The sequence below is a fragment of the Arachnia rubra genome (genome assembly GCF_019973735.1).
GTDB classification, from domain to species: domain Bacteria; phylum Actinomycetota; class Actinomycetes; order Propionibacteriales; family Propionibacteriaceae; genus Arachnia; species Arachnia rubra.
Genome location: NZ_AP024463.1, coordinates 2354405 through 2371011, shown reverse-complemented (window position 1 = coordinate 2371011; position 16607 = coordinate 2354405). Strand labels below are relative to the sequence as shown.

17 protein-coding genes and 1 pseudogene are annotated in these 16607 nt (G+C 62.0%); 12 read left to right on the top strand and 6 right to left on the bottom strand.

Annotation, left to right across the window (positions count from 1 at the left end):
- The first annotated feature begins 22 nt into the window (after positions 1 to 22).
- Positions 23 to 1120: an S-methyl thiohydantoin desulfurase domain-containing protein gene (locus tag SK1NUM_RS10805; RefSeq protein ID WP_212321876.1), complete on the top strand. Its 1098-nt coding sequence runs from the start codon at positions 23 to 25 to the stop codon at positions 1118 to 1120.
- Between the two features lie 66 nt (positions 1121 to 1186).
- Positions 1187 to 2824, top strand: a complete 1638-nt coding sequence (locus tag SK1NUM_RS10800; protein WP_212321875.1) for an HAL/PAL/TAL family ammonia-lyase — start codon at positions 1187 to 1189, stop codon at positions 2822 to 2824.
- Between the two features lie 68 nt (positions 2825 to 2892).
- Here the strand turns inward: SK1NUM_RS10800 and SK1NUM_RS10795 are convergent, their stop codons facing one another.
- Positions 2893 to 3501, bottom strand: coding sequence for a TetR/AcrR family transcriptional regulator (locus tag SK1NUM_RS10795; protein WP_212321874.1), 609 nt, complete (start codon positions 3499 to 3501; stop codon positions 2893 to 2895).
- Positions 3502 to 3609: 108 nt separating this feature from the next.
- Between SK1NUM_RS10795 and SK1NUM_RS10790 the strand changes: the two genes are divergently transcribed.
- The gene (locus tag SK1NUM_RS10790; protein WP_212321873.1) at positions 3610 to 4818 is read left to right on the top strand and encodes an alpha/beta fold hydrolase; all 1209 of its coding nucleotides are present in this window, start codon (positions 3610 to 3612) and stop codon (positions 4816 to 4818) included.
- A gap of 425 nt (positions 4819 to 5243) precedes the next feature.
- Here the strand turns inward: SK1NUM_RS10790 and SK1NUM_RS10785 are convergent, their stop codons facing one another.
- From SK1NUM_RS10785 to SK1NUM_RS10775, 3 genes are all read right to left on the bottom strand, one after another.
- On the bottom strand, positions 5244 to 6062 hold the full coding sequence (locus SK1NUM_RS10785) for a hypothetical protein (RefSeq protein WP_212321872.1): 819 nt from the start codon (positions 6060 to 6062) through the stop codon (positions 5244 to 5246).
- Positions 6063 to 6498: 436 nt separating this feature from the next.
- Entirely contained in the window at positions 6499 to 7638 is a 1140-nt protein-coding gene (locus SK1NUM_RS10780) for a hypothetical protein (protein WP_212321871.1), read from the bottom strand.
- A gap of 84 nt (positions 7639 to 7722) precedes the next feature.
- Positions 7723 to 8004: a hypothetical protein gene (locus SK1NUM_RS10775; RefSeq protein ID WP_212321870.1), complete on the bottom strand. Its 282-nt coding sequence runs from the start codon at positions 8002 to 8004 to the stop codon at positions 7723 to 7725.
- Between the two features lie 325 nt (positions 8005 to 8329).
- Here SK1NUM_RS10775 and SK1NUM_RS15475 point away from each other — a divergent pair.
- The 9 genes and pseudogenes from SK1NUM_RS15475 to SK1NUM_RS10730 form a co-directional block, all read left to right on the top strand.
- Positions 8330 to 8584 (top strand): annotated as a pseudogene (locus tag SK1NUM_RS15475) (helix-turn-helix domain-containing protein); the annotation flags it as partial.
- 137 nt (positions 8585 to 8721) lie between these two features.
- On the top strand, positions 8722 to 9567 hold the full coding sequence (locus SK1NUM_RS10765) for a tyrosine-type recombinase/integrase (protein WP_223927520.1): 846 nt from the start codon (positions 8722 to 8724) through the stop codon (positions 9565 to 9567).
- A gap of 8 nt (positions 9568 to 9575) precedes the next feature.
- Complete coding sequence (locus SK1NUM_RS10760; protein WP_223927518.1) at positions 9576 to 10991, top strand: AAA family ATPase; 1416 nt, start codon at positions 9576 to 9578, stop codon at positions 10989 to 10991.
- 483 nt (positions 10992 to 11474) lie between these two features.
- Positions 11475 to 12227, top strand: a complete 753-nt coding sequence (locus SK1NUM_RS10755; protein ID WP_212321866.1) for a ParA family protein — start codon at positions 11475 to 11477, stop codon at positions 12225 to 12227.
- Positions 12228 to 12366: 139 nt separating this feature from the next.
- On the top strand, positions 12367 to 12768 hold the full coding sequence (locus SK1NUM_RS10750) for a hypothetical protein (protein WP_212321864.1): 402 nt from the start codon (positions 12367 to 12369) through the stop codon (positions 12766 to 12768).
- Positions 12765 to 13181 carry a hypothetical protein gene (locus SK1NUM_RS10745; protein WP_212321862.1) on the top strand — a complete coding sequence of 139 codons (417 nt, stop codon included), beginning with the start codon at positions 12765 to 12767 and terminating at the stop codon, positions 13179 to 13181. The genes SK1NUM_RS10750 and SK1NUM_RS10745 overlap by 4 nt, the downstream gene beginning before the upstream one ends.
- A gap of 175 nt (positions 13182 to 13356) precedes the next feature.
- Positions 13357 to 14043: a PIN domain-containing protein gene (locus tag SK1NUM_RS10740; RefSeq protein WP_212321860.1), complete on the top strand. Its 687-nt coding sequence runs from the start codon at positions 13357 to 13359 to the stop codon at positions 14041 to 14043.
- A gap of 512 nt (positions 14044 to 14555) precedes the next feature.
- Complete coding sequence (locus SK1NUM_RS10735) at positions 14556 to 14807, top strand: hypothetical protein (protein ID WP_212321859.1); 252 nt, start codon at positions 14556 to 14558, stop codon at positions 14805 to 14807.
- Positions 14808 to 14891: 84 nt separating this feature from the next.
- Positions 14892 to 15449, top strand: a complete 558-nt coding sequence (locus SK1NUM_RS10730) for a recombinase family protein (protein WP_212321857.1) — start codon at positions 14892 to 14894, stop codon at positions 15447 to 15449.
- A gap of 15 nt (positions 15450 to 15464) precedes the next feature.
- On the opposite strand, the gene SK1NUM_RS10725 is transcribed toward SK1NUM_RS10730, so the two are convergent.
- Positions 15465 to 15953, bottom strand: a complete 489-nt coding sequence (locus tag SK1NUM_RS10725) for an HNH endonuclease family protein (RefSeq protein ID WP_212321855.1) — start codon at positions 15951 to 15953, stop codon at positions 15465 to 15467.
- The gene (locus SK1NUM_RS10720; protein ID WP_212321853.1) at positions 15865 to 16239 is read right to left on the bottom strand and encodes a hypothetical protein; all 375 of its coding nucleotides are present in this window, start codon (positions 16237 to 16239) and stop codon (positions 15865 to 15867) included. Before SK1NUM_RS10720 ends, SK1NUM_RS10725 begins: the two co-directional genes overlap by 89 nt.
- Positions 16240 to 16607: the final 368 nt, after the last annotated feature.

Sequence of the window (16607 nt, the reverse complement as noted above, 5' to 3'; positions counted from 1 at the left end):
AAAACTCAGAAGGAATCCCGACATGCGTGAACTGACCATCGAAGATGCCCGCTGGGCCGTTCTCGGCGGAGGCGTCTTCGCCTGCGGTGGCGGCGGCTGGCAGGACCACGGAGAGTTGATGGGACAGCTGGCGACCACCCTCAACCGTCCCGTGCTAGCCGGTGTGGACGAGCTGCCCGAGGATTCCTGGGTCGCGACCGTCACCGCGATCGGGGCGCCGGCAGCACCTGACTGGGAGATCCGGCCCATCGACTACGTCGACGCACTGCGGAAACTCATCGAGTTGTCCCCTCACCCCATCGCCGCCGTCATCACCGGACAGAACGGCTACTCCACCACTCTCAACGGCTGGATCCAGTCGTCGGCACTTGGGGTGAAGGTCCTGGACGCCGCGGGTGACGTTCGCGCCCATCCCACTGGGAAGCTGGGGTCCCTCGGGCTCACGACTCGCGAGGGATACGAGACCATTCAAGTGGTCTGTGGCGGTAATCGTGCCCTGCACGGGCACCTTCTCAGCATCAACATCGGCCGCGTGGACACCTGCGACGACGTGCTGCGCGACATCTCGGTGCGCTCCGGTGGGTTCATCGCCTCGGCCCGCAACCCCGTCGAGCTGGACTGGGTGAAACAGCATGCCGCGCTCGGTGTGATCTCCCTGGCGCTGGACCTTGGCAGGGCCATGGAGGACGCGGGGGCGGGGAAGCCCCGTGCCGGAAAACGCGTCATCACACGTGTGGCCGACTTCCTCGGCGGCGAGATCGTCGATGAGGGACCACTTGGTCATGAGGCGGAGCTGGTCACCAGGGGAGGCTGGGATCACGGCACCTTCCGGGTCGGCGAGCACACTGTCCCCTACCTGAACGAGTACATGGCCATTGAGGGGCCGAGCGGGCGGGTCGCCACCTACCCGGACACCATCTTCATCCTTCGCAAGGACAATGGCCTGCCGCTGGCGGTCAAGGACGCCGTCGAAGGACTGGACGTGACACTGGTCAAGGTAGCTGCCACTGCACTGCCGCTGTCCTCATCGGCGGTGGACCGGGTCGCTGTGGGGGAGTGCGAGGACATCATGGGCATCGACTTCCTGAGATACCTCCCCGAGCGCCAGGAGCAGGGATGAACAGCAGAGACCACGCACTCGGTCGTGACCAGGCCCGGGATCAGGAGGTAATCGCCGGAGACCCCCATGCATAAGAGTGAGCAACCGGCATCAGCGCTGGAAGCCAGTGACGGGATGTTGTCCCTGACCTTGAACGGCGCCTCCCTGACGTGGCGGGACTTGGCCGCGGCCCTGACGGCAGAGCGTCTCGGCATCACGATGGATCCCGTGGCACGCAATCAGATGCAGCGCACCCGCGAGGCAGGGCTGGCGGCCCTTAAGGCTGATCCCCAGCTGCGGGTCTACGGCTGGAACCAGGCTTTAGGGCCTTTCAAGGACCGGCGGCTGAAGCCGGATGAGCAGCTGCGTTTCCAAGTGAATGTGCTGCGCTCCCACAGCACTGGGCTCGGAGAGGCACTGCCCTGGCAGGTGGCGCGGCTGGCGTTGATCGTGCGGGCGAACTGCCTGGCGCGAGGCACCTCAGGAGCTCGTCCTGAACTGGTAGACCGGATGAACGACGCCGTCAACCTGGGACTCATCCCCGTGATACCGGGGACCGGGTCGATGGGCACCGGTGATCTTCAGCCCATGGCAGCAGCCGGGCTGGCGCTGACGGGGGACGCCGCCGGGCGGGTGAGGTGCGAGGACGGTGAGGAACGCCGCGCTCCACAGGCATGGGCGGCCATGGGCAGGGATGTTGAGTTCCAGCTGGCCACCGGAGAGGCGATAGCGCTGATCTCGGGGTCGGCGGTGTTGACGGCCCATCTGGCGTTCGCCGTCGAGGAGGTCTACCGGCAGGTTGAAACTTTCCTCGGAGCATTCGCACTGTTCTGCGAGGCAGCGCGGGTGGAGAAGAACGCCTTCGACCCCAGGATCCACGCTGAGCGGCACATGCCCTGGGAGATGCAAGCCAACGCGTTGATCCTTCGACTCATGGGGAACAGCGGGTGGGCGACGAGCGAAGGACGCCGCCGCGTGGGGGAACATGCCCCACGCATCCAGGACGCCACATCGGTGAGATCGGTCCCGCACCAGGTCGGCATCATCCTGCGGGAGCTGGAACGGGCGAGGGAGGACGTCACGCGGGAGGCGAACTCGTCGACCTGCAATCCGCTGCTGATACCGGACTACACCGGTCAGGGCTATGACTTCCTCTCCGGCGGGAACTGGGATGCGACGGTGCTGGGACAGGCTGCGCAGTCGGTGAACGGCTGCCTGGCGCGGCTGGCCGTGCTGACCAAGGACCTGGCAGCCCGGCTGCTGCACGATGGGTGGAGCCACGGTCTCCCGGCTGGGCTGAGCGGCGGGGAGACCGGGCTCAACTCCGGCATGCTTCTGCTGCACACCAGCGCGGCTGCCTTGATACCGGAGATCCAGCTGCTCGCGAATCCCGTCGGCGCCCTGTCCTTTCCGCTCAAAGGCGGCCAGGAGGACTTCCACACCATGGCGATGGCCGCGGTCAATGCCCTGGTGTCGAACAGCCGCCGCTTCGACCAGTTGCTGGCTGTCCTGTTCGTCATCAGCGGTCAGGGCATTCATCTGCTGGAGGAACGGATGCGGGGACTGCCGCTGGGAGACGGATCGGCTTGCGTCTACGAGCAGCTCCGGGGACAGGTGACACCCCTAGAGGAGGACCGGTTCTTGTCGCCGGAGGTCGAGGACCTCGTGGAATCCATACGGCAGGGAGATTTCGCCTTACTGGTCCATGACCTGCTGGAGGAATAGCGAGCCAGGCAACCCGTGAGAGCTAGCTGGCGGGCGTGGGACTGGTGCATTGAAGCTTCTGGCCTGGGTCATCCTCGTGGCGGAGCTTCCAGCAGCCGCTGCAGCGCCTCACCGGCCGCAGCGACGTCGATGTCCCCGTAGAGCGCCTCCTCGGCGATCAGGCCGAAGCTCGTGCGCAGGATGATCTCAGATGTCTCGGCCGGGCTGAGGCGAAGCTGTCCGCTCTCGTGCCACTGGGTGGCCAGCGCCAGCAGGTGGGATCTGATACCGGCGAAGTACCTCTTGATCTTCTCGCGGAACTCTGGATCGCGCGGCATCTCCGACCAGGCGTTTACCGCCAGTCTCGCGGTTGTGGTGAAGTCCGTGTCTGGATCGTCCTCGTGCAGGCTGGCCAGGGCGGAGACCAGGGCGTCGCGGATTCCCGGCGGGTTCGTCTCCTGGCGTAGCTGGTCTAGGCGGGCGGCCAGCTTGTCGATCCGCCACGTGCACACCGAGCAGATGAGTTCCTGCTTTCCCCCGGGGAGGTACCTGTAGACCGTGCTCGAAGACATGCCCGCCTCCCGGATCACGTCGTCCATCGAGGTGGCATGGAAGCCCGCCCGGGCGAAGCAACGGGTGGCGGCGGCGTAGATCCGCGCCTGTTGCTTGTCGCGGAAGGCCTGAGTCACTCGGGGCATGGGATCACCCTGCCACATGCCGCATACAGCCTGCTTGTGTCGCTTGAGACGATCGCATATGTTCTTAAAACGAAACGATCGTTTCTTTTTATCTCTTAGGAGGACTCGATGCGCGCCTGGACCACCGATGACTTTCCCGTGGGCTTCGAACAGCTTCACCCGGATGTCAGCATCAATTTCCAGCTCAACCGGCTCCACAACTTCTGCAACGACCCGGTGATGCTGCAGCAGCTGCGGGACGCCGCTGTGCGCATCCGTGACTTCAGGACCCTGATTGATGAGCTCGTTCCGCTGGCCGAACGGGCTGAGGAGGAGGGTGAGCTGTTGCGGGCAGCTATGTATTACCGTGGCGCGGAGTTCGTGGCCCCCGTCTCAGATCCTCGCAAGGGTATGTGGCGGCGCCGGTTCCGGGAACTCGCCATCTCCTTCTACGGCATTCCCGACGACGCCCACAGCTGGGTGCCCTTCGGCGACATCGAGCTCTCTGCATACCGGTTTGCGCCCAAGGGCCCCAGCCGGGGAACTGTGGTCATGATGAACGGCTTCGACGGCTACCTGGAGGAGTTCATGCGTCTGTTCCTGGTGTTTCGCGAGGTGGGCTACGAAGTGATCGCCTTTGATGGGCCGGGGCAGGGTGCGGTGCTGGAGACCTACCGGGTTCCGATGACTCCGGAGTGGGAGCGCCCGACAAGTGCCATCCTCGACCACTTCGGCCTCGATGACGTCACGGTCGTCGGCTGCTCGCTCGGTGGTGGGCTAGCCGTGAGGGCGGCGGCCTTTGAGCCGCGCATCAGCCGGGTCATCTGCTTCGATATCCTGCCCGACCTTTTCGAGTCTCTCGGCCAGGCGGCTCCGGAAGTCGTGCGGATGCTGCTTCGCACGGGGGTCCCGCTGGGCCTGGGTCGTGGTGTGATCAATTCGGTGCTGCGCCGGGCCGCCGCCAAGGACCTTCTAATCGCATGGGGCCTCCAGCAGGGAATGCTGGTGATGCGAGCCGACGATCCGTTTGACTTCATTCGGGCTACCCTCCAGTTCCAGACTGCGCCGTACAGTCACCGCCTGAGCCAGGACGTGTTATTGATGGCTGGGGCCACCGACCATTACGTCCCCATCAGGCAGCTGCGCGACCAGATGGCCACTCTCACCGGAGTGCGTTCCCTGACTGCCCGGGTCTTCACGCAGGAAGAGTCGGCCAGCAACCACTGCCAGCTGGGCAACCTCGGACTGGCATTGCAGACGATGCTGGACTGGCTGGCCCGGTTCGAGAAGCCAGGGGTAGCTCGCCCTGACGGCCGTCTAACTGCTCGTCGATCCTGACAATTCCTATACGCGGTTCCTGCCCTTGTGGTCGACTCGTGAGCTGACCCGTTATGCCCTCCAGGCGGCTGCAGACGACAGCCTGTCTGAAGGGGTAGCGTACTTCGTGATCGCTGTGTTCGTGTGCAGCCTGGCTGCCTGGGGATTCAGCACCCTACGACTACGGACCGAACGTTTTGAACTGATTACTGGCGCTTAGAAATGCGGTCATGGGGAGTTGGAGATCCCGTCTGGTGTGACATGGTTCTCCTGGCAATGATGAGCTTGGCTGTAGTGACTGACGCTGTTCCCATTACCAGCTAAGCAAGCTTCTGTGGGTGATGTCCTGGCTGCCGAAGTCCGGTGTGTTCTCGATGTCAACACGTAGCTAGAATGGCGTGTGGGCATTGAGAACCGACTGATTTCTACCAGTAGGATCTCCAAGATCAACTGTTGGTGAACAAGGCGTGCAAGCGCCTGCTTAGATCTTCCCTTAATTTCTTTAGGCCTTGATCATTGGCCAGGTAGTGGATATACCTCAGGTGGCGCAGGTCGAATGGGATATCGTTGGGGTTTTGTGTGACTAGTACAACCTCTCGTCCAAGTGTATGAGCTATTCCGGCCTCATAGAAAACGTTTGCATTCCGTCCCGTAAGATCCGCCACCACAACTCTCGATTTATAAATCAACCGGGCTATATCATTGATGATGGCGCTCTCATGCCAGATCTCATCTGCTCGTACGCAAGGCAGGTCATTATCTTCTGCCGCTCCCCGCAACGTCTCGTAAACTGCCTCAAACTCTTTACCGAACGGCATCATTACTGATACCGAATCTTCGCACAGTTCGTCGGTGGGGAACCGGAATACGGTTGGCTGCAGGCTTGGGATAAGCAAAGGTCCGAGAGCGTGAAACAAGTCGGCTCCTTTGACGGCCCAATGCGTTCGCCTGAATTCCCAGCCATCTGAGTCGATATTTAGATCCAGGGCTCGAGCCTCAACCTGCTCGGAGGGGATCGGGTGGAAATATGGTGAGGGAACGAAGCGGAATAGATATTTGCGTCCTGACTCTTTGAGAGACTCGACATGGCCTATGTGGGCAACTTGTGGTGAGTTCTCGTCGTGCAGCTCTGGCATGGCCAGTGCGGGAAGAGCCGCAAGTCGAGAGATGTTTATCTCGCCTCTGGGGGCTATATATTTCTTGGCTGGCTCGTCAGTATATTCCAGGACTCGGCTTTTCTCCAGCCATCCGTCCGTGTTTCCCATGATTAAGCTATACATCTGTACCCCCGTACGTCAGTTATGAATGAACTATCCTGCTAGGTTTTTGGTGCTGCAGGTGCTCTTTCGAGTTTTAAAAATTAGCGTTTCGTGTATGTGTGTGGAAGGTTTATGGTTGCGATAATCGGATTGTCGCAATCAGTCGCTCGGCAACAGGTCTTTGTGTTTATCATACAACAGACCCCCGCGGTTCATGCTGAAAGTTATCTACAAGCTCTTCGCCGGAAACCTATTCACGACCACGCCACGGGTGTGTCCCGTGCTAGTGAAGGGCTAGCGCCGCTGGTGGAACAGCCAGCCCGCCGCGAAACCATCATCGCGAAGTCGGGATTTCCTGCTCGGCTACCACGAACTGTCACAGCGGCACTCGGATAACAATGGGAAAACCTAGCGCAGTTTCGTGTGCTCCAGGGGTGAAGTCTCAGCGCCGGGTGTGACGCCAGGTGGTTGCGCTCCGGCTGTGCAGGAAGAGGATCATCGGGACCGGTAGTATCAGCATGACAAAAAGCGGTACGATCATCAGGAAAACATCCATGAATGGTATACCAGTAAAGTAGCCTAGTTCTTTATTAACGTATGAGAATAGCAGGAGAATGAAGCCAATCTCCAGTACCGCGATCAGCGACTGCGTGACTCCTGTCGTCAGTAAAGGAGTGTGTTTGTTGTTTTTGAAGATTCGGATGCCGTGAGTCAGCATGATCACTGCGATTCCGAGAGCGAGTATCTTTTCTCCGTAGTGCACGCCGTGGAGCCAGAAAGTAATAACTGAATAGTCTTTACCCGGTAGGATATTTCCAGAGGAGTCAACTGTGTACTCTAGAAGAGGGCTATTGAGTTTTTCGATGAACTGGGTGAATGAGGGGAATGAGACAAAGACTCGGAGGATACCCAGGATGCCTGTTGTGATCCCCAGGATAGCTGCGATGGTTATCCTGCTGGGAATTGTTTCAGGGCGTGGTGGCTGTTCTTTGACAGCTTCCTGAGGCGTTGCCTTTTTTCTGAGGAGAATGATGATCAGGATAGGCAATGCCAGACCGACTAATTGCATGATGATGAAAGCCGTACCGCCATAATGGAAGGTCACAAGCAAGGCAGATTCTAATAATACTACTACCATCTGAATGAATCCGGCGGCCAGTAAGGTGATGCGCCTTCTCTCCTTGAACAGATGAACGCTGCCAGCCAGCATAGTTGCTGCGATTCCGAAAGTGCAGATTGCCTCGGTGCAGGTCAGCAGGAAAATGGGGCTAGTAAGGAGCAGCCCGAGGTTATCGGAGAGGGAGGCCAAGAAAATAGGCGTGGTGGTGGCTCGGATGATGCCTAACATGCCATTGATGATGCCGAGGGTGCCTGCGGCAGCTGCTCTGGCGGGGATGCGAGGGGGTGGTGTCTCGGGGAAGAAACGTAGTCCGTGAAGTGGTTCCGTGTGATGATGAGACCACGACTGCTCATCGTCGGCAGATATCTGATCGTCGCTGAGGTCTTCCTGAGATGCCTCCATGTGCTCCGGGGCGTGGATCGTGTCCTTGGCAAGTGTGGGGTTAGAGTGCTGCTTGTTCATGCTTGTGCCTCTTCTCTGAGCCGGTGAAGACAGCACCCTAGCCCGGCTCCTGGCGGTTGAGGAACAGGTGGCTAAGCGTGTCAGTCAGAGCAGGTTTGTTTGGCTCACGGCGTGGATCTTGGCGGTGCCTGGATCAACCTCGCTCCATAGGATCAGCCAGTCCTGCCCCTGGTCAGTGACTCTGATGGCCCAGACGAAGCCGTGAACCAGAACTGGTGCATCGAGGCGATGACGTCGTGCTCGCGCATCACCTGCAGCGATCCAGTCCACCACTTCGTCGATCTTCTCTAGCAGCTGCTCACGGCCTTGTTCCCAGAGCTGATCAAGAATCGTGGTGGCTGCCTCGTCCTCGAGGACCTCAAGCACGAGCAGAACGCTTCCGGTATGTTCGTCCCTCGCTCGGGTGAGCCATTGAGGCATTGACCTGGTCAACTAGGCCGGGCGTCTGCAACACTGCGACCTCGATTTCAGTGAGCACCCGGGCAGGCTCTAGTAGCAGAGCGCCACCATCCAGCTTGGTTACCTTGAAAGTCTGTTCCTTCGGGCCGAGTGTTGCTCGACCCCTGCTGTCAGTGACTACTAAAGAACTCATGCCCTCAAGGGTAACGCCCTCAACCTTGCGCTTTCAGAGTGAGGCTTGGAAACGATCGTTCCCGGCACGCTCGACCCAGCCGCTCCACCAACCCCCGATATGCCGGATACCGCCGGCAAAGTCACGCTGCCGCGCGCCGGGAAGTTGGCGTTGTCACCACTGATCAGTGACACCCTGATGTTTCAGCATCGGGTCACCCGCAAGCGGCTCGGAGAAGTCCTTGGCGTGACGGGTCCCGCTGTGGGGCGCAAGTTGCGGGGAGAGACGGGGTGGTCCCTGAACGACCTATACGCTGCTGCCGCCTACTTCGGCGTCACGGTATCCCAGCTGCTGCCCCACAGAACGGATGAAACGGAGCCAGGTTTCGAGCCTGCGCCGGTGCCCCCAGCGGGGTTCGAACCCGCGACCCATGGAGAACAAGAGACAGCCGTGGGCCAGCCGCTACCCACATCCGATGACGGCCGGGGCATGGCAAAGCGAACATCAAGGCCATGGCCCGATACAACGCGAAACCTACCCCCGCCGCCTGGCAAGACCCTGTCGACCGCTGGACCACCTGGCTCCTTGCCCGCGGGTTGCGGCCAGCCACCATCCGCTGCAAGAGGCACCACATCGTGTACTTCGCGCGGCGTAACCCCCACATCCTGCCGGACGACTTAACGGTCGACGTCATGCTTACCTGGGCAGCCACACAGAAGTGGCAGCCAGAGACCAGGCACGCCGCCTATGGCAGCTACGGCAGCTTCCTGACCTGGCTACGACGAGACCAGGGCAATCCCGAAATCATCGAGTTCCCAACCGTCCGCCGCCCCCGCGCACTTGCTCGCCCCGTCCCCGATACTCTCATTGAGGGACTCATGGGCTGCACCGATGATCGCGTGGCTCTAGCCGTCCGGCTCGCAGCCTATGCGGGCATGCGACGCGGAGAAATTCCCCTCCTTCACACCAATGACCTCATCACCGAGCAGCACGGCCGCACAATCCTGGTCCACGGCAAAGGCGGCCACGAACGCTTGGTACCGGTCTCCGACCGGCTTGATTCAGCGATCCGCCTCTACCAAGAGGCACACGGCATCAAGCAGGGCTGGCTGTTCCCCGGCGGAACCAGTGGCCACCTTGGCGCAGACCGCATCGGCAAACTGGTCAACTCCCAGCTGCCGCGACCGTGGACTCTTCACGGGCTCCGTCACAGGTTCGCGACGGCCGTCTATGCCGCGACACGCGACATCATCGTCGTCCAGCAACTCATGGGCCACGCATCCGTGGCCACCACTCAACGCTACCTCGCGTTCACCTCCGATGCTCTCAGGGCGGCTGTGAATGCCGCCGACACGTAAGGACCGCTATGACATATCAGGCTCTCGCGATACTCCACGAGGATGGGATGCTCGACATTCGTTGGAGCGATGATCCCACCGGTGATCGCCCCACCGCGGCGACGGTGGTGGCTCTCGGAGACCTCCTCCGCGACGCCGCCCCCTACCTCCCCGACGCTGACGTCGCGACGGCGCTGATTGCCAACATGACCGTTCAGGGTGCCTTCGAGCCCTGGGCCTACACCCAAATCGTCGCGACCAGGCAGGGGGAGATCACCTTCACCGCCTCCGATCAGAAGGTTTGGTATCAGGCTCTCAATCCCGATAAGACGGTTGCGTCGAAGTCTTCCGCGCAGCCGCCGGCACCGGTGTCACCGCTGCCGGCGGCTAGTGGAGCTAGCGAGCCTATCCCAGTTAGCTTCACTAGCGCGGCTAGCCCTGTTAGCCCGGTCAGTGCAGCTAGTGGGGTTGATGATGCTAGTCATGGTAGTGCTGCTAGTGTCTCGCTACCTGAGGCGGTGGCGAGAGTGCCGCGGCGGTCGTTCCTCACCGATCAGGCGGTGGAGGAGCCGGCCCGCCAGGGCTGGCGTGGCGCTCTGACCCGCTTCGGATTGCGGGTCCGACCAGGTGCTGCGGAGCGGTCTGAGCGGGCGGATGTGCTCGCGGTCAGCCAGCATTGGCCCGGGCATCGGCTCATCACAGTCGCCAACGGCAAAGGCGGCTCCGGGAAAACCCCTGCCACCGTCATGCTCGCCGCAGTGCTGGCCCGCTGCGGGGGTGCCGGAGTCCTCGCGATCGACGCCAACCAAACCCGCGGCACCCTGGGCTGGAGAACCCAGAAAGGATCACACGACGCCACCGTCATCGAGTTGCTGCCCGAGATCCCGCGTCTTCTTGGTACCACCGCTCAATCGGCTGACATGGCGCACTTCGTCCATCACCAGCCAGAGGACCGCTTCGACGTTTTGCAATCCCAACCCCTGGCACTCGCGTCCGCCCAACGACTCACCCCCAGTGACCTCACCGCCCTCCTCGACGTCGCCGCGAAGTACTACCGCGTCTCCGTGGTGGACACCGGCAACGACGAATCCGCAGCCGAATGGCGAACCCTGGTCGACCACGCTCACCGACTCGTGGTCCCCACCACCACCCGCGACGACCACGCCGAAGCCGGCGCTTTGCTGCTGGAGGCCCTCACTCAACGCGACGCGAAATCAGCTGCCCTCGCCGACCAAGCGGTCGTGATCGTCTCCCAGGCTGACCCCGACGCGAAGCCTGCGACCATCAAACGCATCATCAATGGCTACCGCGAACTCGGCGTCACCGTCGTCGCCATCCCCCACGACCCCGCCATGGTCGGCGGACGGCTCCTCTACTCAGCCCTCCGGCCAGCCACCCAACGCGCCTGGCTCGCCGCCGCAGCAGCCGTCGCCAGAGGCCTCTAACCATCCCCACTATGGCCGGCAACCGCTGGCCGCCCAACCACAACTAACCACACCAACCGCATCAACTGGGCTAGCTGAACTAGCCGCACCAGCTGCACTAGGAGAAACAAGGAGTCAGTCATGACCACCGCTACCGAAATCACCACTGCTCTTACCGATGTACTGGGAGCCGTCGACGAAGCAAAAGACATGGTCGAAGACCTCCACGACGACCTCGAAACCACTCTCACTCATGCACGCCGTGGACAGAGGGCTCTCGAGGTCCTCGAGACCGTGTGGCGGCTCCATAACTCCCAAGTGACCGATGGCCGCCTGGTCTGCCCCACCTGCCAAGTGCGATGGCCATGTGAAACCGCCCAGACCATCCGCTACGGGGGGTGCCTCCAGTAACCACCACATGGCCGTTAGTCGAGATAGCTCGACTAACGGCCCCAACCCGGCCAACCCCACTAACAACCCTAGATTTGAGAGGCAATATCACTTATGACGATCTACACCACAGCCTTGGGAAAAGGCGGCTCGACGAAAACCACCACCGCCGCCGAGATCACCGCCCATCTGGCTGCTCGTGGACGCCGAGTCCTGGCCATCGACATGGACGAGCAGGGAAACCTCACCACCCGCCTCGGAGTCCTGGCCGATGCTCCCGTCGCGGCCGTCGCAGCCGATGTCATCCTCGGCACCTCCACCGCCCAACAAGCCGCCATCCCATCACCCTGTCTTCCCAGCGCGTGGGTACTGGCCGGCACCGACGACCTCGCCGAGTTGCAGTACCGTCCCGAAGCGATCACCGCGCTACGTGACTACCTTCCCGGCCTCACCGACCGGTGGGATGATGTTGTGATCGACACCCCACCAGTCATGGGCATCGCCACCCTCGCAGCCCTCGCAGCAGCCGATGTCATCATCGCCCCCGTCGCATGCGAAGGCGAAGCCTACGACCAGCTGGAGAGACTCGACGCCATCATCACCGGCCGCATCAACCCCCGGCTGCGACCCGGACAACGTATCAACTGGATCATCCCCACCAGAGCGAATCCGCAACGCTGCCTCGACCGCGACGTCCTCCACACCCTCCACACCCACTACCCCGGACGAGTCACCCCCGCTGTGCGGGAAGCCGTCATCGTCCGCGACTCCTACCTCGACGGCAAACCCGTCAGCTGCTACGCACCAGGGCACCCCGTCACCGACGACTACCACAAAGCCCTCACCCCAGTCCTCAAGGAGGCATAAAATGCCGAAACGCCCAACCCTCGCAGACCGCAGACGCTCCGCAATCCTCAGCCAAACACCACCACAACCAGCGCAGACAGCACCACCGGCCCCACCCACCGAAGAGAAAAACCGTAGAGACCAAACTGCGGGCGCAGGTATGGACACCGTCTCGGTTTGCCTCACCCCCGAGACCTACCAACAAGCCAAGGCCGCATTCCTCGCTGACTGGCACGCCGGCGGCACCGCTGACACGTTCGGCGACTGGATCGCCGGAGCTTGTCTCCGGCACGCGCACCTAACCCCTCAGCAACGAGCAGACCATCCCGCGATCCAGCCTTCCGGGCAGCCACGCAGCTTCACCATCGGCGCCCAGGCCCGGGCCGCCATCGATGCCGCAATCACCGCCGACTCCACCGCCGGATACTGGACCACCCGCTCCGCATGGGTCCTGACCGCCATCACCACAGCCATCCAACACGCCAGCCACCGCGCCGGCGGTACCCTCCCCACCCCACCCGACCGGCTCCCCGGCCGACTCCCTGCAAGGAGCCCACGATGATGCCTTTCACCTTTGTCTACGCAGTCCTCATGGTGGGTACGCTCAATGGAGTCGTGCTGCTGGAGTGGTTCAACAGTTCTGGTCCTTCCACCACGCGCCGAACCCGCATCGTGGTTCCAGGCAGAAGGGAACCGTGGCGACTGCCTTGGCCGATGGATCTCGCGGGGGCCTTGAAGTTTGCCAACATCATGGGGATCGTCATAACCGGAACCCTGCTCCTCGCCATAGAACTCGGATTCTGGCTATTCGAGCCCTCACCGTGGCGACTGCTGCCACCCGTGACAGCTTTCGTCGCGTTGAGGGTCTGCATCCCCTCAATCCTCAAAACACTCGCTGCCCGCAAGCGGGAGAAAGCCCTACGCGACGCTGAGCTAGCTGAGCTAGGGGAAGAGGAAGAAGACCCAGGGCAGTGACCCCCGCCAAAGCAACCAAGAGGTCAGGGTGAGTGGATGCGGTGGCGCGGCACGGCTTCCGCAGTAACTCATCTGGCTGCCCTTGCCATGACTGCGAACATCATGCATACTGGCTTCATTGCTCCCCACCGCTCGTAAGGGTTGGTGGGGATTTTTCACTTTTTGAGGAGTTCGCATGCTGCGCAGCGTCATCGTCATGGACTACCAGAACGTCCATCTCACGGCACACGATGTCTTCGATCGACACGGTCACAAACACGATGCCCTCATCCACCCCAAGCAGTTCGCCGACGTCGCGATACGCCAACGTAACCAGGCACAACGAGCAGGCCATCCGGAAGCAAGCCTCATCGAAGTGATCGCCTTCCGTGGCCTGCCCCACATCAACTACGACTGGAACCAGAGTCGCCGATGCGCGGCCCAAGCTGAGCAGTGGCGCCGCGACGGAGCCACCGTCGAACTACGAGATCTGAAGTACAGCTTCCAGCTGACCGCCCAGGGCACCCCCGCCCGCAACGCCAACGGCCACAAAATACCTAAAGGACCTGGCCAGGAGAAAGGCATCGATGTCCTGGTAGCTCTCACATGCCTCCGCAAAGCCCTCCAACCCGACATCGACCTGGTCATCCTCGCTTCCCGCGACACCGACTTGGTCCCCACTCTCGACACCCTCTTCGACATGCGACAAGAGAGCCCGGCCGTCGCCAAGATCGAAACAGTCTCCTGGTACAACAGAAACGCCCAGCAGGAAGGCAACTACGCGGGAGGTAGCCTCCGCCCCACCAGCCCCCGCCGCATCTGGAACACCAACCTCGATCGACGCTGTTTCGAAGCATCACGAGACCGTCGCAACTACAACTAGAAGCAGCGCGCAGCCACGACACACCTCACCCCCGAGGCTGCCGTGCCTGATCACAATCTGACTCCTTGCGGTGTTCACGCTTGGCTACAGCGGCCACACGGTCCTTGAGGGCCTGAGGAACCCGAGCCCGTACCACGGGTGAGGCCCCGGGCCTGGTACCGATGCTTGGCCGCCCAAGAACGATGTGGGTCAGCTCTTCCAAGTCCGTTGTGCCCGCTGCGTCCATGAGGCTACACGCACCTGCCGGGGTGGCGGTGCGCCTGGCGTGTTCCACTAACGGCCGATAACGAACCACCCCCACCCATCACGGCCAGCACCCCTGGAGAGCAGCCAAGGCGACCCAAAAACCCGTCCCACACCCTCAACGACCCGAAACCCCCGAGAAGTCCTTTCTGGACCGACCTCGTCGTTCCCCAGTTGTTGCGGCGCCAGACGGAGCAAGGACAGGTCCAGCAGGGTGGGGCGAAGTAGACTGGGGGAGTGACCCCCGCACTGTGAGGAGGAGGACCACGATGAACGACCCCGTGATGGCCTACGACGCTTTGCATGAGTTGTGCAGCAGGATTGGTGGCCACTACGTGATGTGGGCCAACCAGGCGAAGACCAGGCAAGAGCATGACTACTGGATCCGTCAGGCTGCCCAGCTCCGCCAGGAGGCGTGGGAGATCAGCCCTGAAGATCACGCAGCTGTTGCGGCGAAGCGTGCTGAGTGGAGGCAGCTCTTCCAGTCGCTGCCTGAGCAGGCTCCCGTCAGCGCGGCATGACTCGTCATCGAGGACGACAGGCCTCAGGCCCCGACACCGTTCCACACCGTCGCGTCCCGACCACGGTCACGGTGGACCGGAGCGATGAGCATCATCGGCTACGCGAGGGTGTCCACGCGTGACCAGAACCCGCAGGCGCAGCAAGCGGAGCTCGAGGCCGCTGGAGCGGTACGGGTGTTCGTCGATCACGGCCACTCCGCCCGTACCACACAGCGACCGCAATGGGCAGCGTGCCAGGACTACCTCCGAGCGGGTGACACGCTGCTGGTGCGGGCCCTGGACCGGATCGCCGGGACGGAACGGATCGCACTCGAGGTGATCCGTGATCTCGCCGCCCGCGGGATCCGGTTGCGCAGCCTCACCGAACCTGCCCTGGACGTCGATGCCTCCACGCCGATGGGGCAGGCGATCATCGGGATCATGGCCGTCCTTGCACAGCTCCGCGTTGACACGATCCGCGAAAACACCATGCGGGGCCTGGAACACGCACGGGCCCAAGGCCGTATCGGCGGCCGCCCCACTGTGATAACCCCCGAGCGCTGCAAGGCTGCCCAAAAACTCCGCGCCGATGGGCATTCGTTGGCGCAGATCGCCCGCATCCTCCAGGTCAGCAAATCTAGCATTCAACGAGCCCTCGCCTAACACCCACCTGCACCGTCACCACAGCTGTTCTTGCAGCCGATCGACAGCGCCCTTGCCGTCGTCGATCACCGCTGTCAGATCTGTTGCCCTGGTCTTGGCGGCGTCGCGGAGCGCTTCGGCGCGGCCGCGTGCTCCACGAAGGTCTCGCAGCGGTGACCCCGGGACGTCTCGTCTCGCGGCCCATTCGCGTCGGTTCGTCGTCGCCGTGCCGACGCGCAGGTGGGCAGGGTTTTGGCAGATCGGGTTGTCGCAGTCGTGGGAGATGACTGCCGGCATCTTGGTGACGATCTGGCCGCGTTCGAGTTGATCGACCAGCCACGCGAACCGATGCGCGATCACCACCAGGTCGTCGCGGATCCAGAAGCGGCCGTGCCCTTTCCCGCTGATGGCGCCGGTCCAAAGCCAGCAGTCCAGGTCAGGACTGCGATGAATTTTCGCACGGAACCTCGTCAAGATCGCCGGGTTCTGCGCTGCTGTTGTCAGCTCCGTCAGGTGATCCGTCATCGTCGCTGTCCTCAGTCTCAGTTGCAGCCTCAGCGGTGAGGCGTTTGCGTGTTGGGACCGCGCGAAGTTCGACCGCGAGTCGTTGCGCGATCTCACCCCGGCTGAGTCCTTCGCTGTAGAGCTTTCGCACAATCTCGGTGCGTTCTGCCTCCAGGGCGGCGATCTTGTCGGTGAGCACGAGGTGCTCGACCGCGAGGTTCTCGAGGCGTCGTTCGCGTTCAGCGAATGAGGTGGAGCGTCCGCGCACTGTGCTGCGTGCACTGGTCTTCGTCATTGTCTTCCGCACAAGCACAGTTTACCGCGCTTGTTGGTTGTGTGAGGCCATCGAGGCCACACACAACCACGGTGCACAAACCAGTCCGCCGTCGGGTTCATGGTTTCGTGGTGGCTGGGCTGTTGCGGATGACCGGGCCATCGAGGCCCGACCATCCGCCTCGCGGAGCCGACCTGGCTGCACGGATGCTGTCTTGCCGGGACGCAGGTTGTGGTGGTTGTGCCGCCCATCGAGGGCGACACAACCACTTCCAGTTGTACCCACTCCTGACGGAGCAGGTACAACTTTCAAAACACTTCAAGTCAGGCGATCATCTCACTTTGGTAAGTCGTTAAATCTTGGACACGCTTCGCGTGTCCAAGACGGCTGGAAGGGCCTTG